General features: G+C 69.7%; 16 protein-coding genes. 8 read left to right on the forward strand and 8 right to left on the reverse strand.

Annotated elements, in window-relative coordinates; genetic code table 11:
• Positions 1 to 26: 26 nt before the first annotated feature.
• Positions 27 to 1,751: an N-acyl-D-amino-acid deacylase family protein gene (locus tag ACSFBC_RS02540; protein WP_435508732.1), complete on the reverse strand. Its 1,725-nt coding sequence runs from the start codon at positions 1,749 to 1,751 to the stop codon at positions 27 to 29.
• 16 nt (positions 1,752 to 1,767) lie between these two features.
• Positions 1,768 to 2,772: a Bug family tripartite tricarboxylate transporter substrate binding protein gene (locus tag ACSFBC_RS02545; RefSeq protein ID WP_435508733.1), complete on the reverse strand. Its 1,005-nt coding sequence runs from the start codon at positions 2,770 to 2,772 to the stop codon at positions 1,768 to 1,770.
• A 176-nt stretch (positions 2,773 to 2,948) separates the two neighbouring features.
• On the opposite strand from ACSFBC_RS02545, the gene ACSFBC_RS02550 reads away from it, so the two are divergent.
• Positions 2,949 to 3,983 carry a LacI family DNA-binding transcriptional regulator gene (locus ACSFBC_RS02550; RefSeq protein ID WP_435508734.1) on the forward strand — a complete coding sequence of 345 codons (1,035 nt, stop codon included), beginning with the start codon at positions 2,949 to 2,951 and terminating at the stop codon, positions 3,981 to 3,983.
• Here the strand turns inward: ACSFBC_RS02550 and ACSFBC_RS02555 are convergent.
• The gene (locus ACSFBC_RS02555; protein ID WP_435508735.1) at positions 3,980 to 4,597 is read right to left on the reverse strand and encodes a Pr6Pr family membrane protein; all 618 of its coding nucleotides are present in this window, start codon (positions 4,595 to 4,597) and stop codon (positions 3,980 to 3,982) included. The two genes, ACSFBC_RS02550 and ACSFBC_RS02555, sit on opposite strands and share 4 nt — an antisense overlap.
• Before the next feature lie 171 nt (positions 4,598 to 4,768).
• Between ACSFBC_RS02555 and ACSFBC_RS02560 the strand changes: the two genes are divergently transcribed.
• The 5 genes from ACSFBC_RS02560 (at position 4,769) to ACSFBC_RS02580 (ending at position 10,472) form a co-directional block, all read left to right on the forward strand.
• Positions 4,769 to 5,641 carry an IclR family transcriptional regulator gene (locus ACSFBC_RS02560; RefSeq protein ID WP_435508736.1) on the forward strand — a complete coding sequence of 291 codons (873 nt, stop codon included), beginning with the start codon at positions 4,769 to 4,771 and terminating at the stop codon, positions 5,639 to 5,641.
• Positions 5,580 to 6,563, forward strand: a complete 984-nt coding sequence (locus ACSFBC_RS02565; RefSeq protein WP_435508737.1) for a tripartite tricarboxylate transporter substrate binding protein — start codon at positions 5,580 to 5,582, stop codon at positions 6,561 to 6,563. Before ACSFBC_RS02560 ends, ACSFBC_RS02565 begins: the two co-directional genes overlap by 62 nt.
• A gap of 146 nt (positions 6,564 to 6,709) precedes the next feature.
• Entirely contained in the window at positions 6,710 to 8,152 is a 1,443-nt protein-coding gene (gene sauS, locus ACSFBC_RS02570; protein WP_435508738.1) for an acylating sulfoacetaldehyde dehydrogenase, read from the forward strand.
• 8 nt (positions 8,153 to 8,160) lie between these two features.
• The gene (locus ACSFBC_RS02575; protein ID WP_435509252.1) at positions 8,161 to 9,684 is read left to right on the forward strand and encodes an AMP-binding protein; all 1,524 of its coding nucleotides are present in this window, start codon (positions 8,161 to 8,163) and stop codon (positions 9,682 to 9,684) included.
• Entirely contained in the window at positions 9,681 to 10,472 is a 792-nt protein-coding gene (locus tag ACSFBC_RS02580; protein ID WP_435508739.1) for a TSUP family transporter, read from the forward strand. The genes ACSFBC_RS02575 and ACSFBC_RS02580 overlap by 4 nt, the downstream gene beginning before the upstream one ends.
• 18 nt (positions 10,473 to 10,490) lie before the next feature.
• Here the strand turns inward: ACSFBC_RS02580 and ACSFBC_RS02585 are convergent, their stop codons facing one another.
• Positions 10,491 to 11,303 carry an IclR family transcriptional regulator gene (locus tag ACSFBC_RS02585; RefSeq protein WP_435508740.1) on the reverse strand — a complete coding sequence of 271 codons (813 nt, stop codon included), beginning with the start codon at positions 11,301 to 11,303 and terminating at the stop codon, positions 10,491 to 10,493.
• Positions 11,304 to 11,400: 97 nt separating this feature from the next.
• Here ACSFBC_RS02585 and ACSFBC_RS02590 point away from each other — a divergent pair, with 97 nt between their 5' ends.
• Complete coding sequence (locus tag ACSFBC_RS02590) at positions 11,401 to 13,041, forward strand: GMC family oxidoreductase (RefSeq protein WP_435508741.1); 1,641 nt, start codon at positions 11,401 to 11,403, stop codon at positions 13,039 to 13,041.
• A 61-nt stretch (positions 13,042 to 13,102) separates the two neighbouring features.
• The gene (locus tag ACSFBC_RS02595; protein WP_435509253.1) at positions 13,103 to 14,446 is read left to right on the forward strand and encodes an MFS transporter; all 1,344 of its coding nucleotides are present in this window, start codon (positions 13,103 to 13,105) and stop codon (positions 14,444 to 14,446) included.
• Positions 14,447 to 14,520: 74 nt separating this feature from the next.
• Here the strand turns inward: ACSFBC_RS02595 and ACSFBC_RS02600 are convergent, their stop codons facing one another.
• From ACSFBC_RS02600 to pdxR, 4 genes are all read right to left on the reverse strand, one after another.
• Positions 14,521 to 15,402 (reverse strand): ABC transporter permease subunit, encoded by an 882-nt coding sequence (locus ACSFBC_RS02600; RefSeq protein WP_435508742.1) that lies wholly within the window; start codon positions 15,400 to 15,402, stop codon positions 14,521 to 14,523.
• A complete protein-coding gene (locus tag ACSFBC_RS02605; RefSeq protein WP_435508743.1) occupies positions 15,395 to 16,183 on the reverse strand; it encodes a taurine ABC transporter ATP-binding protein in 789 nt (262 codons plus the stop codon). The genes ACSFBC_RS02600 and ACSFBC_RS02605 overlap by 8 nt, the downstream gene beginning before the upstream one ends.
• A gap of 7 nt (positions 16,184 to 16,190) precedes the next feature.
• Entirely contained in the window at positions 16,191 to 17,204 is a 1,014-nt protein-coding gene (gene tauA, locus ACSFBC_RS02610; protein WP_435508744.1) for a taurine ABC transporter substrate-binding protein, read from the reverse strand.
• Between the two features lie 187 nt (positions 17,205 to 17,391).
• Positions 17,392 to 18,927 carry a MocR-like pyridoxine biosynthesis transcription factor PdxR gene (gene pdxR / locus ACSFBC_RS02615; RefSeq protein ID WP_435508745.1) on the reverse strand — a complete coding sequence of 512 codons (1,536 nt, stop codon included), beginning with the start codon at positions 18,925 to 18,927 and terminating at the stop codon, positions 17,392 to 17,394.
• Between the last annotated feature and the right edge of the window lie 148 nt (positions 18,928 to 19,075).

Consider the following 19,075-nt stretch of genomic DNA (forward strand, 5'->3'; position numbering starts at 1 on the left):
GAAACGGTGGGACCGGCCCCGCGGCCTCAGGCTCGCCGCTGCGGCCCGCGCACCAGCCTGCCCGGCAGCGCACCGGTGCGCTCGCCGTCTTCCATGATGGTCTCGCCGGCCTTCAGCGTGGCGCGGTAGCCCTCGGCAGTCTGTACCAGGCGGCGGCCGCCGGCGGGCAGGTCGAAGGCCACGTACGGCGGCGGGATGCGCAGGCGATCGAAGTCGATGATGTTGATGTCGGCCAGGTAGCCCGGCTGCAGCAGGCCGCGGTCCTCCATGCCGTAGATGCGCGCGGTGTCGCGCGTCTGCCGCTGCACCATCAGCTCGAGCGGCAGCGTCGGGCCGCGATGCCGATCCCGCGCCCAGTGGGTGAGCATGTAGGTGGGCATGCTCACATCGCAGATGTAGCCGCAGTGCGCGCCGCCGTCGGCCAGGCTGATCATCGTGCGCGGGTGCTGCAGCTCGGTGTGCAGCTGGCTCAGGTCGTTGTAGGCGTAGTTGAAGCTGGGAAAGTAGACGATGCCCTTGCCGTCCAGGTCCATCAACATGTCGTAGGCCACCTCGAGCGGCGTGCGGCCGTCGCGCTGCGCGATGGCGGCGATGCTCTGCGACTGCGGCGGTTCGTAATCGGGCTCGGCGCCCAGCGCATACATCTTGTGAAAGCTCTGGGTCAGGTAGGCAGTACGCGTGTCGTACTGCGCCGACCCCATGAGCGCAACCATGTCCGTCAGCTGCGCCCGCACCGCGGGATCGCGCAGGCGGGCCAGCTTCTCGGGCCACGCCAGCGGCGCGATCTGCTGCCACAGCGGATGGCTCATGAAGGGATGGGTGGAGCCGAGCCAGGCCATCAGGATGCCGGCCGGCCGGCCGGCCACCGCGCCGTACAGCGGCACGTTCTCGCGGTGCGTCTCGTCGAGCGCGGCCAGCAGCCGTTTCCAGGTGTCGGGCGTCTGGTCGGTCTGCACCAGCGCGAAGGCCACCGGCAGGTTGTTGTCGCGCGCCAGCTGCGTCATCCAGGGCAGCTCGGTTTCCATCTGGTAGTGGTTCGAGGTCATCTGGAACACGCCGTGGCCCACCTCGCCCAGCACGCGGCCGATGCCGAGAATCTCATCGGGCGACGCGAAGGTGCCCGGCGGGTACTTGCGGCCCTCGTACTTGTGGATGATGGTGCGGCTGGTCGAGAAGCCGAGCGCGCCGGCGCGCATGCCCTCGCGCACCAGCGCCACCATGGCCTGGATGTCGGCCGGCGTGGCCTCGTCGTGCGTGATGCCGCGCTCGCCCATCACGTAGGTGCGCAGTGCCGAGTGCGGAATCTGCGCGCCCACGTCGAGCGCGCGCGGCATGCGCTCCAGCGCGTCGAGATACTCCGGAAAGCTCTCCCACTGCCAGTCGATGCCTTCGGCCAGCACGGTGCCGGGGATGTCTTCCACCCCCTCCATCACGCTGATGAGCCAGTCGCGCTTGTCCGCATGCACCGGCGCGAAGCCGACGCCGCAGTTGCCCATCACCACGCTGGTCACGCCATGGTCGGTCGAGGGACTGAGGTACGGGTCCCAGGTGACCTGGCCGTCGTAGTGCGTGTGCACGTCGACCCAGCCGGGCGTGACGATGGCGCCGCTGGCGTCGATCTCGCGCCGGCCCGCGCCGAGCTTGCCGCCGACCTCGGCGATGCGCCCGTCGCGGATGCCGACGTCGCCCGTGAAACGCGGCTGCCCGCTGCCGTCGACGAGCGTGCCGCCGCGGATGATGGTGTCGAACATGGGGATTCCTCTTTCTTCAGTCCAGCTTGATGTTGGCGGCCCTGATGACCTCGCCCCAGCGCTCGCTGTCGTTCTTCACGATGGCGGCGAAGGCCGGGCCGGCGGCGCCGGAGGGCTCGTTGCCCTGCGTCTCGATGAGCTTCAGCATGTCGGGCGAGCGTGCGATCTTCGCGAGCAGGTCGCCGATCTTCTTCGCCACGGCCGGGTCCATGCCGCCCGGCCCGAAGAGGCCCTGCCAGCCCACGATGTCCAGCCCCTTCACGCCCTGCTCGCCGATGGTCGGCATGTCGGGCAGCACCGGCACGCGGGTGGGTGTCGCGGTGCCCAGGCCCTTGGCCTTGCCGGCCTTGATCAGCTGCACCGCGGTCGCGGTGCCGTCGAAGTAGAGCTGCACCTCGCCCGCCACCAGCGCGCGCGAGGCGTCGGCCGTGCCCTTGTAGGGCACGTGCGTCATCTTCGTGCCGGTGCGCATCTGCAGCAGTTCGCCGTTGAGGTGCGAGGTCGAGCCTTGGGAGAACGAGGCGTAGTTGAGCTGGCCCGGATGGGCCTTGGCGTAACTCACCAGTTCCTGCACGTTGTTGAAGGGCGCATCGGGCGGCGCGATCAGCACCGTGGCCGACTTGACCATCTGCGCCAGCGGCGTGAAGTCCCGCACCGGGTCGTAGGGCAGCTTGGCGTAGAGGTGCGGGTTCTGCGTGTGCGTGATGACGATGGTGTAGAGCAGCGTGTGGCCGTCGGCCGGCGATCGCGCCACGTCCTGCGCGCCGATGAAGGTGCCGGCACCCGGCTTGTTGTCGACGATGACGTTGGCGCCGCCGAGTTCGTCGGTCATCAGCTTGGCGATCACGCGCGCGGTCGCGTCGGAGCCCGAGCCCGCGGGGAACGGCACCACGATGCGGATCGGCTTGCCCGCGATCGGCCAGTTCGTCGCCTGGGCGAAGGCAGCGGGCGTCGCGAAAAGGCCGCTGGCCACGGCGGCGATGGCGAGCAGGCAACGACGGGAATGCACGGTCGGCTTCATGGTGTGTCTCCAGCAGGTGGGGCGTGCGGGCGTTTCGAAGTCGCCCATCCAGCGCTTAATGCAAGCGCTTGCATCAAGGATAGGCGCGATCGGTTCCCCCTTGTCCTGGGGTTAGCACCGAGACGCTGCATGCGCTTGCACGCGCGGCTAAGATCCTTGCACTCCCGCCGCCACACATGAACGCACCCTCTTCCACCGACGCCCCGCGCGCCGCCTCGCTGGCCGACGTCGCCAGCCTGGCCGGCGTCTCCACCGGCACCGTGTCGCGCACCCTCAGCAGGCCGGACATGATCAGCGAGGCGACGCGGCTGCGCGTGATGGCTGCGGTCGAACGGCTCGGCTACGTGGCCAACGGCGCGGCCCGCGCGCTGGCCATGCGCCGCACCATGACGGTCGGCGCCATCGTGCCGCGCTTCGGGAGTTCGTCCTTTCCCGCACTGGTGCAGGCGCTCGAGAGCACGCTGGCGGCCGAGGGCTACACGCTGCTGCTGTCGGCGCCCGACCCGCGGCCCGCCTACGAGACGAGCATCCTGCGCGCCCTGCTGGAGCGCGGCGTCGACGCCGTGGCGCTGCTCGGGGCGGAGCAGCCGCCGCAGGTGCTCGCCATGCTCGCCGCCAACCGCACGCCGTTCGTGACCATGTGGGCGCCGCCCGAGGCCGGTGGCCACAGCGTGGGCTTCGACGAGTACGCGGCGGCGGCCCTTGTGGTCGACCACCTGGCTGCACTCGGCCACCGCAGCCTCGGCTACATCGGCGGCCGCACCGTCGACAGCGAACGCGCCCGCCGCCGACTGCGCGACCTGAGCCTCGCCATCGCCAAGCGGGGCCTGACGCTGTGCGAAGACGCGATGAGCGAGACGGAGCACGGCTTCCGCGAAGGCTTCGACGCCATGAACACCATCGCACGGCGCCAGCCTCCGGTCACCGCCATCGTCTGCGGCAGCGACTACCTGGCCGCCGGTGCGCTCTCCGCGCTTGCCCAGGCGGGCATCGAGGTGCCGCGCCGGCTGTCGATCGCGAGCTTCAACGACAACGACTTCGCGCCCTTCCTGCACCCGCCGCTGACCACCGTGCACCTGCCGATCCGCGAGATCGGCGAGCAGGCCGGACAGCGCTTGCTGGCACAGCTGCACGGCAGGCCCGAGCTCCCGCAGCGGGCCTTGCCGGTCACGCTGATGCTGCGCGCCAGCACTGGCGCATTGCCAGCCTAGGCCGGGGCTCGCAGCCGCCGGTTCCCCAGCGCGAGCACGGCCCAGCCCACCAGCGCGAAGGTCAGCGCGATGCCCGCCGCATAGAGGGCCACGCCGCCGTAGCCACCGACCTTGGCCGGCACCAGGAACGGATAGGGATACCAGCCGGTCGCGGCACCACGCAGCAGCACGTAGGCCAGGTAGGCTGCCGGAACGACCTGGCAGAGCCACCAGGCACGCATGCCGAGCCGGCGGGCCGGCGGCACGCGCAGCCAGTCGATCAGCATCGCGCAGGGCATCACGCCGTGCAGCAGGACATTGATCCATGGCCGCAGCGCCCCGAGGTCGACGTCGCGCAGCAGCAGCGTGAACACGATGCCGACCACGACCATGTCGACCACCGCCACCGCACGCAGCAGGTCGCCGGCGGGCCAGGGCTCGCGAGCGCTGCTGGCGCGCCATGCCACGCCGCACAGCACGGCCGCCGCGAACAGGTTCGACAGGTTGGTGAAGTAGCTGAAGAAGTTGAGCGCCGGGAAGCCCAGCGCGAGATGGATCGTCAGTTGCCAGCCGATGGCTGCGAGCGTGAGCAGCGCCAGCGCGAAGCGCAGGCCGTTCCAGATCTTCAGGCGCATGGTGATGTCCTCCGTGCATGCATCGGTGTGTCGGCTCCCCTGGCTGCCGATGGTAGGGCCGGGACGACCCCGCGGCTGGCGCGGTTGACAGCGTCCGTCCACCTGCCTAAAGTTGTTCCATATTCGCGAACAATGTTCTGTTATTTAGAACACCACTGATTTTTCTGCACCATGGACTCCACACTGGCCAAGGGCCTCGCCGCCATCGAATGGATGACACGCCGGCAGCGCGACTGCCGCGTGACCGATCTCGCCCAGGCCTTCGGCATGGCGCGCAGCAACGCGCATCGCACGCTGCAGACCCTGGTCGAATGCGGCTGGGCCACGCAGGACCCGGCCACCAGCGCCTACCGGCCGAGCCTGCGGCTGTTCGAACTGGGCGCGCTCGTGGCCGAGGTGTCCGACATCACCGCGCTGTTGCGCCCGCACCTCGCGGCGCTGGCACAGGCCACCGGCGAGACCATCCACCTGGCCACGCTCGACGGCGCGGAGATCGTCTACCTCGACAAGTTCGACAGCCCGCTGCCGGTGGCGGCGTACTCGCGCATCGGCGGGCGCGCGCCGGCCTACTGCGTGGCCTCGGGCAAGGCGCTGCTGGCGGCCGCGCAGCCCGACCTGCCCGCGCTGCGACAGCGGCTGGGCACGCTGGTGGCCCACACGCCGCACAGCATCCTGGACTTCGACACGCTGCAGGCCGAGCTGGTGCGCACGCGCAGCCGCGGCTTTGCGGAGAACCGCGAGGAATGGCGCCTCGGGGTCTGCGGGCTCGGCGTCCCCGTCTTCGATGCGCGAGGCGAGGCGGTCGCCGCCCTGGGCATGAGCGTGCCCTCGATCCGCTTTGCGCGCACCCAGGCACGCGAACTCGCCGAACAGGTCATGGCCTGCGCGCGCGACGCCAGCGGCACGCTGGGCTACCGGCACGGGCCGGCGTCTGCGACGCGCCTTCCAACGGCGCTCACCCCCCAAGACGGAGACATGCAGAATGAATCGACTCGTCCCCCTGCTGCGGGCCGGCCTCCTGGCCGCCGTCGCGCTGGCAGCTAGCGCCGCACCGGCCCAGAACGGCACCGACTACCCTGGCAAACCGATCAAGCTCATCGTGCCCTACCCGCCAGGCGGCGGCACCGACGTGATCGCGCGCATCGTGCAGGAGCGCTTCCAGACGCTGATGGGCCAGCCGGTGCTGATCGACAACCGCGGCGGCGCGGCCGGCTCCATCGGCACCGACATGGCGGCCAAGGCCGCGCCGGACGGCTACACCGTGCTGTTCACCCTGTCCTCCCACACCATCAACCCGAGCATCTACCCCAAGCTGCCCTTCGACACGGCCAAGGACTTCGAGCCGGTCGGCATGGTGGCATCGCTGCCGCAGATCCTGGTGGCGAACCTGCAGTTCGCGCCCAGCACCGTGGCCGAGCTGGTGGCGTTGGCCAAATCCCGGCCGGACACGATCTCCTTTGCCTCGGTGGGCAACGGCTCGCCCGGCCACCTGGCGGGCGAGTTGCTCAAGCTGCGCACCGGCACCCGCATGACGCACATTCCCTACCGCGGCGGGGGACCGGCCGTGACCGATGTGATGGGCGGCCAGGTGCCGCTGCTGTGGGTGTCGATTCCCGCGGCCGCGCAGTTCGTCAAGGCCGGCAAGCTCAAGGCGCTGGCCGTCTCGACCACCCAGCGCAGCGCGGCCTTCCCCGACGTGCCCACCATGCAAGAGGCCGGCGTCGCCGATTTCGAGGTCGATTCCTGGTACGCGATGTTCGTGCCCGTGAAAACGCCCAGGGCCGTGATCGACAAGCTCAACAAGGCCATCAACACCGTGGTGCGCGAACCCGAGATCCGCGACAAGCTGCTGGCCCAGGGCAGCGAGGGCGTGGGCGGCCCCCCCGAGGCGCTGGGCAAGGTGGTCGACACCGAGCTCGTGCGCTGGGCCAAGCTGGCGAAAGAGGCCCGCATCAAGGTAGATTGAATGTGGCTCTCCCCCAGGCTTGCCCACTTCGTGTGGCAGCGCCAACCCCTTCCGGGGGCAACACCTGCGGCCCGGCAAAGCCGGTTCCGCGGTGTTTCCCGCAGGATTCCGCAAGAATGCATTCGCAGCAAACAACAATGACGACCATGGACCACTCGAACTCCTCCGCACAGAGCCCCATTGCCGATCTCGTGGCGCGCGCGCGCGCTGCGCAACGCATCTACGACACCTGGACGCAGGAGCAGGTCGACATGGCGGTCACCGCCGCCGGCTGGGCGATCATCGAGCCAGGCCGCAACCGCGAGCTCGCGGCGCTCGCAGTGGCCGACACCGGCGTGGGCAACGTCGAGGACAAGGTGCGCAAGAACCACCGCAAGACCCTCGGCCTGCTGCGCGACCTGCAGGGCACGCGCTCCGTCGGCGTGATCGCGGAAGACCACGCGCTGGGCATCGTCGAGATCGCACGGCCGGTGGGCGTGGTGTGCGCCGTCACGCCGTCCACCAACCCGGGCGCGACGCCGGCCAACAAGATCATCAATGCGCTCAAGGGCCGCAACGCCGTCATCGTCGCGCCCTCGCCCAAGGGCTGGACCACCGCGGCGCGGCTGATCGCGTTCATCCATGCGCAATTCGACCGCATCGGCGCGCCGCGCGACCTGGTGCAGTTGCTGCCTTCGCCGGTCAGCAAGCAGTCGACCGCCGAACTGATGACACTGTGCGACCTGGTGGTGGCGACCGGCTCGCAAGCCAACGTGCGCGCCGCCTACGCCAGCGGCACGCCGGCCTTCGGCGTGGGCGCGGGCAACGTGGCGAGCATCGTCGACGAGACCGCCGACCCGGCCCTTGCGGCCGATCGCATCCTGCGCTCCAAGACCTTCGACAACGCCACCAGTTGCTCGGCCGAGAACAGCCTGGTGGTGATCGATGCGGCACGCCCCGCGCTGCTGGCCGCGCTCGAGGCGCGCGGCGCGGTGATGCTCGACGCGCCGCAGAAGCGCGTGCTGCAGTCGCTGATGTGGCCAGAAGGCCGGCTGTCGGCCGCGGTGATCGGCCAGTCGGCCCGCGTCATCGCGGAGCGCGCGGCGGCACAGGATCCGGCGGGCCGCGCCGCCTGGCTCGCCATCGCCGAGCGCGACCCGCGCATCCTGATGGTGGCGGAGTCCGGCGTCGGCCACGACCATCCCTTCTCGGGCGAGAAGCTCAGCCCGGTGCTCACCGTGTACGGTGCCGCCGATTTCGATGCCGCCGCCGCCACGGTCGAACGCATCTACGGCTACGAAGGCGCGGGCCACTCGGTCGGCCTGCACAGCACGGTGCCCGAGCGCGCGCTGCGCCTCGGCCTCACGCTGCCGGTGTCGCGCGTCATCGTCGACCAGCCGCATGCGCTGGCCACGGGCGGCAACTTCGACAACGGCCTGCCCTTCTCGCTCTCGATGGGCTGCGGCACCTGGGGCAAGAACAATTTCTCCGAGAACATGAACTACCGGCACTACCTCAACATCACGCGCATCTCGCGGCCCATCCCCGAGCGCATGCCGACCGAAGACGAGATCTTCGGCGCCTTCTTCGCCCGGCACGGTGCGGCGTGAATGCCGCGATGCCGTCGGCGGCAGCCACCACCGTCCATGCGCTGATCGAGCGGCAGGCGCGCCTGCGGCCGACGGCCGTCTACGCACTGTCCACCGAGCCGGCCGGGCAGGCCATCGACTGCGCGCAGCTGGCACAAGGCTGCCGACGCGTGGCCGCCTTGCTGCAGGCGCAGGGCGCGCAGCCCGGCGACACCGTGTCGCTGGTGATGCCCAACGGCCTGCAGACGCTGCGCCTGCTGCTGGGCGCGCTGCATGCGGGCCTGTGCGTCAACCCGGTGAACCTGGTGGCCCAGCCCGAGCAGATGCGCTATGTGCTCGCGCATTCCGACTGCCGCGTGGTGTGCGTCGCGCCCGAATGGGAAGCGCGCGTGCGCGCCATGCTCGAGACCGTCGAGCGCACGGTGGCGCTCTGGGTCGTCGACCCCGACGCCCCCACGCTGCCCGGCGAACAGGCGGCGACGGCCGTCGAACTGCCCCCCCCGTTGCCCGAGGCACTGGCGCTGCTGATGTACACCTCGGGCACCACCGGGCAGCCCAAGGGCGTGATGCTGACGCAGGCCAACCTCGCCGCCAACGCGCACGCCATCGGCCTCGAGCACGGCCTGACGCCTGCCGACCGCGTGCTGGCGGTGTTGCCGCTCTATCACATCAACGCCTTCGTCGTGACCATGCTGGCGCCGCTGGCGCACGGCGGCAGCCTGGCGATGCCGCCGCGCTTCTCGGCCGGACGCTTCTGGGCGCAGGCCGCGGCCACGCACTGCACCTGGATCAACGTTGTGCCGACGATGATTTCCTACCTGCTCGAGGGCGGGCCGGTGCCGCGCGAACTGACCGCCGACCTCCGCTTCTGCCGCTCGGCCTCGGCCGCGCTGGCACCCGAGCACCATCGCGCATTCGAGGCGATGTTCGGCATCGGCATCGTCGAGACCATGGGCCTCACCGAAACCGCGGCCCCCGCCTTCTCCAACCCCATGGTGGCGGCGCGGCGCAAGCTCGGCTCGGTCGGCCGCGCCTCGGGCTGCGAGGCGCGCGTGATCGATGCCGCACTGAACGAGGTGCCCGATGGCCAGACCGGCGAGCTCGCGCTGCGCGGCCCCAACGTGATGCGCGGCTACTACAAGAACCCCGAGGCGACGCGCGAGAGCTTCACGCCCGACGGTTGGCTGCGCACCGGTGACCTGGGACACCGCGACGGTGACGGCTTCTTCTTCATCACCGGCCGCATCAAGGAGCTGATCATCAAGGGCGGCGAGAACATCGCGCCGCGCGAGATCGACGAGGCGCTGCTGCAGCACCCGGCCGTGCGCGAGGCTGCGGCCGTGGGCGTGCCCGACCGGCACTACGGCCAGGAGATCGGCGTGTGCATCGTGCTGCGCGAGGGCGCGGACTGCAGCGAGGCCGCGCTGCGCGCCTTCTGCGAAGGCACGCTGGGCCGCTTCAAGACGCCGGGCCATTTCCGTTTCGTGGACGACCTGCCGCGCGGGCCATCGGGCAAGGTGCAGCGGCTGCGGCTCGCGCCCCTGTTCGAATGACAGCGCTGCTCGATGCGCCGCTCCCGCCGCTGCTGCTCGCCTACAGCCTGTGCGTGGTGTTCGCCGCAGGCATGGTGCGCGGCTTCGCGGGCTTCGGCTTCTCCGCCATCTCGGTGGCAGGGCTGTCGCTGATCGTCTCGCCGGCGAAGGTGGTGCCCGCCATCTTCGCGCTGGAGATCCTGGCGAGCCTGAGCCAGCTGCGCGGCATCGCGCGCGATGTCGACATGCGCTGGATCGGCTGGCTCGCGCTCGGCAACCTGCTGTTCATCCCGGTCGGCGTCGCGCTGCTGGCCTGGCTGCCCGAGACGCCGCTGCGCCTGCTGATCGGCGCGCTGCTGATGGCAGCGGCCCTGCTGCTTCGGCGCGGCTACCGCGCGGCGCTGCTGCCGACCCGCGGCGTGCGGCTGCTGGCGGGCGTGCTGTCGGGCTTCATCAACGGCGTCGCCGCCATCGGCGGCATCGCGCTGGCCGTGCTGCTGAGCACCGTCAACATGCCGCCGGCGCGGCTGCGCGCAACCATGATCGCCCTGCTGCTGTTCAGCGACGTGGTGGCGCTGGCCAGTGCGGCACTGATGCCCGGCGCGGCCCACGCGAGCGGCAGTCTGCTTGGCCCGGACACCTTGCGCTGGGCGGTGTGGCTGGCGCCGGCCATGCTCGCAGGCATCTGGTTCGGCGGGCGCTCGTTCGCGGGTGTCTCGCCCGAACAGTTCCGCCGGCATGTACTCAACCTGCTGATCGGACTGGCGGCGGTGAGCGTGTTGAGGTCGCTGTACGGTCTGCTGGCGTAGCCCCGGGCGCCGCGACGCTCAGAGCAGCGCGCCCATGCGCCGGGCCGCGGTCTGCAGCGCGTCGAGCTGCGCCAGCGCCTCGTCGAGCGACATGCGCGCCGAGGGCGCATGCACCGCGATCGCGGCACGCACCGCGCCGGCCGCGTTGCGCACCGGGACCGCCACCGCCACCAGCCCGGCGATGAACTCCTCGTTGTCGCAGGCATGGCCGCGTTCGATGATGGCGTCGCACTCGGCACGCAGCCGGGACGCGGCCACGATCGAGTTGCGCGTCATGCGCGTGAGCGTGAGGCCGGCGATCACGGCGTCGCGTTCCTCGCGCGGCATCTGGGCCAGCAGCAGCTTGCCGCTGGCGGTGCAGTGCAGCGGCACGTGCGAGCCGATCTCGAGCGTCAGGCGCAACGGCCACTGGGCCTCGACCCGGTCGAGGTAGAGCACCTGGGTGCCGTCGAGGGTGGTGAAGTTGCAGGTCTCGCCGATCTGTCGCACCAGCTCCGACAGCACGTCGTGGCGCAGTCCGCGCACCACGCCGTGGTTGAGCGTGTCGAAGGCCAGCTGGCGCAGCGCCGGACCGACGCTGAAGGCGCGCTCGTCCACGTCGCGCGCCAGGAAACCGGCGGCCAGCAGCTGTGTGCAGATGCGGTGCGCGGTGCCCTTGGGCAGGGCCAGACGCGCCGCGAGGTCGGCCAGCGTCAGGGCCCGGCCTTCGCTCGCGAGCAGCGCCAGCAGCCGCAGGCTGCGCTCGGCGGATGAGCCGGTTGTGCCCTCCGCGGACAGCGCCTCGGGCGCGGAAAACGGGACGACAGCAGTGTCGCGTCGTGAGGACGTCATGCGGGTAAACCTCTAAAGTGGAACATTGCGTTCCGAAAATCATTGACCTACGATCCGGACCGATGCGGCGATTGTTCCATCGCAACCGAGTCCCGGAATGAATCTCAACGAATTCGACTACATCGTGGTGGGCGCCGGTTCGGCGGGCTGTGTGCTCGCCGGCCGCCTCAGCGAAGACCCGGCCACCCGCGTGCTGCTGCTGGAAGCCGGCCCGCGCGACAGCTCGCCCTGGATCCATCTGCCCATCGGCTACGGCAAGACGATGTGGAGCCCCGAGGTCAACTGGCGCTTCGAGACCGACCCCGACCCGAACATGAACGGGCGCCGCATCTACTGGCCGCGCGGCAAGACGCTGGGCGGCAGCAGTTCGATCAACGGCCTGATCTACATCCGCGGACAGCGCGAGGACTACGACCATTGGGCCGCGCTGGGCAACGCGGGCTGGGGCTACGACGAGGTGCTGCCCTATTTCATCCGCTCCGAGGGCAACCAGCGCGGCAGCAGTCCGCTGCACGGCGGTGACGGCCCGCTCAAGGTGTCGGACATCGGCGCGCGGCATGAACTGATCGAGGCCTTCATCGACGGCGCGCAGCAGATCGGCGTGCCGCGCACCGAGGACTTCAACGGCGCACGCCAGCAAGGTGCGGGCTACTTCCAGCTCAACACCCACCACGGCCTGCGTTGCAGCACCGCCAAGGCCTATCTCCCGCCGGCGGTCAAGCGCCGGCCCAACCTGCGCATCGAGACCGAGGCCTTCGCGGCCGGCCTGCTGACCGAAGGCCGGCGCGCGGTGGGCGTGCGCTACCGCCAGGGCGGCGAGATGAAGACCGCCCGCTGCCGTGCCGAGGTGCTGCTGTCGGCCGGCGCCATCCAGTCGCCGCAGCTGCTGCAGCTCTCGGGCATCGGCCCGCGCGCGCTGCTGGAGGCGCGCGGCGTACCGGTGCTGCACGACCTGGCCGGCGTCGGCGAGAACCTGCAGGACCACCTGCAGATCCGCGTGGGCTACGAATGCACCCGACCCATCACGACCAACGACCAGCTCAACTCCTGGGTCGGACAGGCCAGGCTGGGACTGGAGTGGCTGCTGCATCGCACCGGCGCACTGGCCATCGGCATCAACCAGGGCGGCTGCTTCATGCAGGCGTTGAAGGACGAACACGGCCGCCCCGTCAGCGCGACGCCCGACATCCAGTTCCACGTGGCCACGCTCTCGGCCGACATGGCGGGCGGCCGGGTGCACCCCTACTCCGGCTTCACGATGTCGGTGTGCCAGCTGCGGCCCGAATCGCGCGGCCACATCCGCATCCGCTCGATCGATCCCTTCGAACCGCCGTCGATGCAACCGAACTACCTGTCGACGGAACTCGACCGCCGCACCGCGGTGGCCGGCCTGAAGGCGGCGCGCGCCATCGCCGATGCGCCCGCCATGCGCCCCTACGTGAAGCGCGAGGTCAAGCCCGGCCCGCAGGCCGCGAGCGACGACGAGCTGCTCGCGTTCTGCCGCGACCACGGCGCCACCATCTTCCATCCCAGCGGCACCTGCCGCATGGGCGACGACCCAGTGGCCGTGGTCGACGCGCGGCTGCGCGTGCACGGCATCGCGGGCCTGCGGGTGATCGACTGCTCGGCGATGCCCACGCTGGTCTCGGGCAACACCAACGCGCCGGTCGTGATGATGGCCGAGAAGGCCGTCGACATGGTCCGCGAAGACGCAAGGCAACCCGCACGATTTCGGTAGACACGCAGGCCCCGCGAGGGCATCCCAACGACACTTCATTGGAGACAAACACATGAGTGCAATGACAGCGGAAGAGAAGAAGATTCGCAAGGTGGTGGTGTCGGCGCTGGTCGGCGCCACCATCGAGTGGTACGACTTCTTCCTGTACGGCGTGGTGGCGGGCATCGTCTTCAACAAGCTCTACTTCCCCGGCAGCGACCCGGTGGTGTCCACGATGCTGGCCTACACCACCTTCGCGGTGGGTTTCGTCACGCGCCCGCTGGGCGGCGTGATCTTCGGCCACTTCGGCGACAAGATCGGCCGCAAGAGCATGCTGGTCATCACGCTGATGATCATGGGCGTGGCCACCTTCCTGATCGGGCTGGTGCCGACCTATGCGCAGATCGGCATCGCGGCACCCCTGCTGCTGCTGCTTCTGCGCGTCGCGCAAGGCATCGGCCTGGGCGGCGAGTGGGGCGGCGCGGTGCTGATGGCCTACGAGTACGCGCCCAAGGAGAAGCGCGGCTTCTATGCCTCGCTGCCGCAGATCGGCCTGGCCATCGGCCTGTGCCTGGCCTCGGGCGTGGTGGCGCTGCTGTCGTGGCTGCTGACCGACGAGCAATTCATGGCCTGGGGCTGGCGCATCGCGTTCCTGATCTCGGGCGTGATGGTGGTGGTCGGCATGTACATCCGGCTGCACGTGCAGGAGACGCCGGAGTTCGCCGCCGTGAAGGCCAAGAACGCCGAGCTGCGCATCCCCTTCTTCGACATGCTCCGGCGCTACCCGGGCAACGTGCTCAAGGGCATGGGGGCACGCTACATCGACGGCGTGTTCTTCAACATCTTCGGCGTGTTCTCGATCAACTACCTGACGAGCACCATCAAGATCAGCCGGACCGAGGCGCTGCTGGGCGTGATGGCGGCCGCCGTGGTGATGTGCTTCTTCATTCCCTTCTTCGGCCGGCTGTCCGACCGCATGGGCCGTCCGCGGGTCTACATGTGGGGCTCGCTCATCACGGCGGTGTCGTCGTTCCCCGCGTTCTGGTTGATGACCCACAGCGGCGGCAGCATGTTCATGATCTGGCTGGCCATCATCATTCCGTTCGGCATCCTGTACGCCTCGGTCTACGGGCCCGAGGCCGCCCTCTTCTGCGACCTGTTCGACGCCAAGGTGCGCTACACCGGCATCTCCTTCGTCTACCAGTTCTCGGGCATCTTCGCCTCGGGCATCACGCCCATCATCGCGACCGCGCTGCTCAAGTCGGGCGGCGGCCAGCCCTGGCTGATCTGCATGTACGTGGTGTTCGCGGGGGCCGTGTCGGCCTGGTGCGCATGGCTGATCGGACGCACGCCGCTGCCCACCGACGACCCGGTCGATGCCGTTCGCAACCCACCGGGGCCCCGCGGTCGCGAAGCCGTGCGATGAGCCGCTGAAATGACAAGGCCCTCGCGCATGCGAGGGCCTTTTTCAATACGCGTGCAGGCCGTGCGCCTCCGCCCCTACATGCGCCCCTTCCATGGCACCAGCCGGCGTTCGAGCCAACGCATCAGCAGGTCGAACAGGTAGGCCACCACGCCGATCACGATGATCCCCATGATCACGATGTCGGTGCGCAGGAAGTTGGAGGCGTTCAGCACCATCTGGCCCAGCCCCATGTTGGCCGCGACCATCTCGGCGGCCACCAGCGTGGTCCAGCCGAAGCCGATGGCGATGCGCATGCCCACCAGGATGTCGGGCAGCGCCGAAGGCAGGATCACGTGCCGGATCACCTGCAGGTAGCTCGCCCCCATCGAGTAGGCGGCGTTGATCTGCTCCTGCGACGCGCTGCGCATGCCCGAACGCGCGGCCAGCGCCAGCGGCGCGAAGCAGCTCAGGAAGATCAGCAGCACCTTGGGCAGCTCGTCGATGCCGAACCAGATGATGATCAGCGGCAGGTAGGCCAGCGGCGGCAGCGGCCGATAGAACTCGAGCGGCGGGTCGAAGATGCCGCGCGCCCAGCGGCTCATGCCCATCGCGATGCCGACCGGGATGGCCGTCAGGCACGCGAGCAGGAAGGCCGAGAACACGCGGAACATGCTGGCCAGGAAGTGCTGCCACAGCGGCTTGTCGTTGGCCTGGCCGGTCAGGTACTCGTGGAACTGCTGGAAGACCGCCTGCGGCGAAGGCAGGAACAGCGGCTTGATCCACCCGATGTTGGTGACGACGGCCCACAGCGCGAGCAGCGCCACCACCGTGACCACGCTGATGGTGCCGCTGGAGCCTTCGCCCGGCACCTTGAACGCGCTGGTCCGCAGGGCGGCGCCCGCGGCCGGCGCGGGTGCGGCGGACGGCGTCGAGGGCGGAGGCACCGCGACGGGGACGGCGACGGTGACTTCAGACATGGGCGGCCTCCCGGTGATGGATGATCGACAGCACCTCTTCGCGCAGGCGGATGAACTCCGGCTCGGACTTGACCTTGCGTGCATCGCCATGGGCGAGGAACTGGCGCGAAAAAGGCATGTCGTCGTAAATATGCGAGATGCGGCCCGGGCTCGGGCTCATCACGATCAGCCGGGTCGCGAGGAACAGCGCCTCCTCCACCGAATGGGTGATGAAGAACACCATCTTGTTGGACTTGGACCAGGCCCGGAGCAGGATCTCCTGGACCGACTCGCGCGTGAAAGCGTCGAGCGCGCCCATGGGTTCGTCCATCAGCAGCACGGCCGGATCGCTGGCCAGCGCGCGCGCGATGCCCACGCGCTGCTGCATGCCGCCCGACAGCTCGTAGACGGCGCGGTCGGCGTAGGGCGTCAGACCGACCAGGCCCAGCTTCTCCTCGGCGATGCGGTCGCGCTCGGCACGGCCCATGCCGCCCAGGCGCAGCCCCAGCGCCACGTTGTCGCGCACGTTGAGCCAGGGCATCAGCGCGTGCTTCTGGAACACCACGCCGCGGTCGGCGCCGGGGCCGACCACGGGCTGGCCATCGAGCAGGATCTCGCCGGTCGAGGGCGGGAGGAATCCGGCAATGCTGTTGAGCAGCGTGGTCTTTCCGCAGCCCGAAGCACCCAGCGCGACGACGAAGTCACCGTCGTGCATCTTCAGGTTGACCGGTGCCAGGGCTTGCAGCGTGCCGCCCTTGACCGCGTAGTTGACCGTGAGGTCGCGAATGTCGAGCGTCGGCATGACGCGCTTACTTCGCCATCGCCTTGGTGACGTAGGTCGTGGTGACGAAGGCGCTGTAGTCGGGCTTGACCTCCTGCACCCGGCCCTGCTCCTTCAGGAAGGCCGCGGTGCCCGCCATCGCCTTGGCCGCGCCACCGCCCAGCCAGGTTGGCGACAGCTGCTCGGCCATGGTCGGGAAGCTGTAGAGGCTCATCACCGGCAGCACGTCCTTCGGGTCGGCCTTGGTCCACTTGGCCATCGCCTTGACCTGCGGCGAATCCGCGGTCCAGCCCTTGGCCGAGGCCTTGTACTCGTCGTTGGCGCGGTTGAGCGCCTGCACGAAGGCGATCATGAAGGGCTCGTTGGCGGCGGCCCACTTGGCATTGACCACGATGCCCTCGAAAGTCGGTGCGCCGCGTTTGCCGATGCTGCCGGAGGTGGCGATGCTCTTGCCGTTGGCCTTGACCTTCGACAGCACCGGGTCCCAGATGAAGGTGGCGTCGATGTCGCCGCGCTCCCAGGCGGCGGCGATTTCCGGCGGGCGCATGTTCATCACGTTGACGCTCCGCGGGTCGACCCCTTCCATCTTCATCGCAGCCATGAGCTGGTAGTGGGCGGTCGAGACGAAGGGCGTCGCGACCTTCTTGCCTGCCAGGTCCTTCATGCCGTTGATGTTGCTGCCGTTGCGCGCCACCAGGGCCTCGGCGTCGGCGATGTCGGCCGAGATCCAGAACAGCTGGATGTCCTGGCCCTGGCTGGCCGCGGCGGTCAGCGGGCTGGACCCGGTCTCGCCCATCTGCACGTCGCCCGAGGCCATGGCACGGATCACGTCGCCGCCGCCGGAGAACATGCGCCAGTTGATCTTGTAGCCGGTCGCCTTCTCGACCTCGCCCGACTCCATCACCAGACGCAGCGGCACCAGCATGTCCTGGTGCGCGAAGGTCACTTCCTTGGCCTTGGCCTGGGCCAGGGCGCCGCCGCAGAGCACGACGGTGGCGAGGGCGGCTGCGCTTTGCAGGGTGAGACGCTTGGAACGGTTCATCGGATATCTCCTCGAAGGGGTGGATGAAGCAGACGCGAGACCACGCTGCTGCGCGAAGCCACTGTGCACGCATCGCGGCGCGCTCGGAAGTGCCAGCACCCTCGAGGGGATGGAGCCAGGGGCTCGGGACTTACCCTCGTTGTGGTGCGCACGCCGCACCGCGTGCACGCGCCTTGTGCGCGATCGTTCAGTGCGGCCGCGTGATGGGCGGGCGCTGCTCGCCGCGCGCCAGCGCCAGCTCTTCCACCGCCAGGCCGAGCGCGCGGATGCCGGCCGGGATCTGCGCGGTGGCGATGGAGGACAGGCGCAGGCGGAAGAAGGGACAGGGGTACGGCGGCTTGGCAAAGAAAACGTCGCCGGCCTCGATCAGCACGCCGTGGCTGCGCGCCATCAATGCCAGTTCGGCGGCGTCGACCCAGGCCGGGGCCTGGACCCAGAGCGAGGCCCCGCCCTGCGGCAGCTGGAAATCGAAATCCGGCAGGTGGTCGCGCAGCGCCTGCGCCGCCAGCGCCAGCCGCTCCTGCATGGCCTGGTTGACGCGCCGCGCGTGCGACTCGTGGTGCCCCAGCGAGAGGAACAGCGCGTAGGCATGCTGCAGGAAGGCGCTGGGGTGCCGCACCATCGCGTGGCGCACCGCGCGCAGCTCGGTAATGAGCGCGCGGGGCGCGACGATGTAGCCCAGCCGCAGCGCCGGCGACAGGCTCTTGGAGACCGAGCCGACGTAGATCACGCGCCCGGTCTTGTCCAGGCTCTTGAGCGCCGGCATGGGCGCGCCCTGATACAGGTTTTCTGCTTCATAGTCGTCCTCGATGATGACGAAGTCCTGCAGCTCGGCCTTGCGCAGCAGCCACTGGCGCCGCTCCAGGCTCAGCGTGCTCGTGGTCGGGCTCTGGTGCGAGGGCGTGACGAAGAGGTAGTCGACCGCCGGCAGCGCATCGACCACCAGGCCCTCGTCGTCGACCGCGACTTCTACCCAGCGCGGGTTGCGCAGCGAGAAGCTGTTGCGCGCGTGCGGATGGCCCGGTTCCTCGAGGCCGACGAACTTGCGCTCGTCGAACAGCGCCTCGGCCAGCAGGTAGTAGGCATGCTGCGCGCCGACCGTCACCAGGATCTCTTCCTTGAGCGCGAACACACCGCGCTTGGGCAGCAGCCGGGTGCGGATCTGCTCGATCAGGTCGGGCACGTCGTCGGTCTCGAAGTCCGGCGTCCAGTGCGGCAGCTGCGAGCGCGCCAGGCTGCGTGCGCAGCATTCACGAAAATCCTCGGTGGGAAAAAGCTGCGGGTCGTGCGTGCCGTAGACGAAGGGGTACGGGTAGCTGCGCCACTGGTCGGGCTTGGCCAGCGTGGGCTGGTCGAGCAGCGAGCGCAGCACGCGGATCGACCAGTCCGGCGGCTGGCCCGACTGGCCGCTGCGTCCCACCAGCGGTTCGGCCGGCGCCGCCGCCAGCGGCCGCGCGCCGGGCGCCACGAACACGCCGCTGCGCGGGCGCGCCTCGAGAAAACCCTCGTCCATCAACTGCAGGTAGGCCGAGGTCACGGTGTTGCGGCTGAGCCCGAGCAGCGCGGCCAGTTCACGCGAGGACGGCAGCGGCGCGCCGGGGCCGAGCCGGCCCTCCAGGATGGCCCGCACCACCGCGGCGCGCAGCCGGCCTTGCAGCGGCAGCGCCGGCTGATCGGGCAGCGCGAAAAGCTGGGCCCATTGGGTCGATCGCGAGGAGGTCATGGTGGGCCGCAGTCTACGGCCCGCGTGGTCGCGCGCAAGCGCCGTGCGATCCAGACGCTGCGTCTGGATCGGTCGAATCCCCCGAACTGGCCCTAGCGCGCGGACAGCGCGTTGCCTACGCTTGTCCTCATTCATTCCAGGAGTTCCC

Source organism: Variovorax frigidus, assembly GCF_051216515.1.
Classification (GTDB): Bacteria; Pseudomonadota; Gammaproteobacteria; order Burkholderiales; family Burkholderiaceae_C; genus Variovorax.

Bases quoted from the DNA above. Each gene is read 5' to 3' on its own strand.
- sauS (WP_435508738.1), top strand. From the start codon at position 6,710: ATGGACCACTCGAACTCCTCCGCACAGAGCCCCATTGCCGATCTCGTG.
- ACSFBC_RS02605 (WP_435508743.1), bottom strand. From the start codon at position 16,183: ATGCCGACGCTCGACATTCGCGACCTCACGGTCAACTACGCGGTCAAG.
- ACSFBC_RS02550 (WP_435508734.1), top strand. From the start codon at position 2,949: ATGAACGCACCCTCTTCCACCGACGCCCCGCGCGCCGCCTCGCTGGCC.
- ACSFBC_RS02600 (WP_435508742.1), bottom strand. From the start codon at position 15,402: ATGTCTGAAGTCACCGTCGCCGTCCCCGTCGCGGTGCCTCCGCCCTCG.
- ACSFBC_RS02595 (WP_435509253.1), top strand. From the start codon at position 13,103: ATGACAGCGGAAGAGAAGAAGATTCGCAAGGTGGTGGTGTCGGCGCTG.
- tauA (WP_435508744.1), bottom strand. From the start codon at position 17,204: ATGAACCGTTCCAAGCGTCTCACCCTGCAAAGCGCAGCCGCCCTCGCC.
- ACSFBC_RS02590 (WP_435508741.1), top strand. From the start codon at position 11,401: ATGAATCTCAACGAATTCGACTACATCGTGGTGGGCGCCGGTTCGGCG.
- ACSFBC_RS02540 (WP_435508732.1), bottom strand. From the start codon at position 1,751: ATGTTCGACACCATCATCCGCGGCGGCACGCTCGTCGACGGCAGCGGG.
- ACSFBC_RS02575 (WP_435509252.1), top strand. From the start codon at position 8,161: ATGCCGTCGGCGGCAGCCACCACCGTCCATGCGCTGATCGAGCGGCAG.
- ACSFBC_RS02565 (WP_435508737.1), top strand. From the start codon at position 5,580: ATGAATCGACTCGTCCCCCTGCTGCGGGCCGGCCTCCTGGCCGCCGTC.
- ACSFBC_RS02555 (WP_435508735.1), bottom strand. From the start codon at position 4,597: ATGCGCCTGAAGATCTGGAACGGCCTGCGCTTCGCGCTGGCGCTGCTC.
- ACSFBC_RS02585 (WP_435508740.1), bottom strand. From the start codon at position 11,303: ATGACGTCCTCACGACGCGACACTGCTGTCGTCCCGTTTTCCGCGCCC.
- pdxR (WP_435508745.1), bottom strand. From the start codon at position 18,927: ATGACCTCCTCGCGATCGACCCAATGGGCCCAGCTTTTCGCGCTGCCC.
- ACSFBC_RS02560 (WP_435508736.1), top strand. From the start codon at position 4,769: ATGGACTCCACACTGGCCAAGGGCCTCGCCGCCATCGAATGGATGACA.
- ACSFBC_RS02545 (WP_435508733.1), bottom strand. From the start codon at position 2,772: ATGAAGCCGACCGTGCATTCCCGTCGTTGCCTGCTCGCCATCGCCGCC.
- ACSFBC_RS02580 (WP_435508739.1), top strand. From the start codon at position 9,681: ATGACAGCGCTGCTCGATGCGCCGCTCCCGCCGCTGCTGCTCGCCTAC.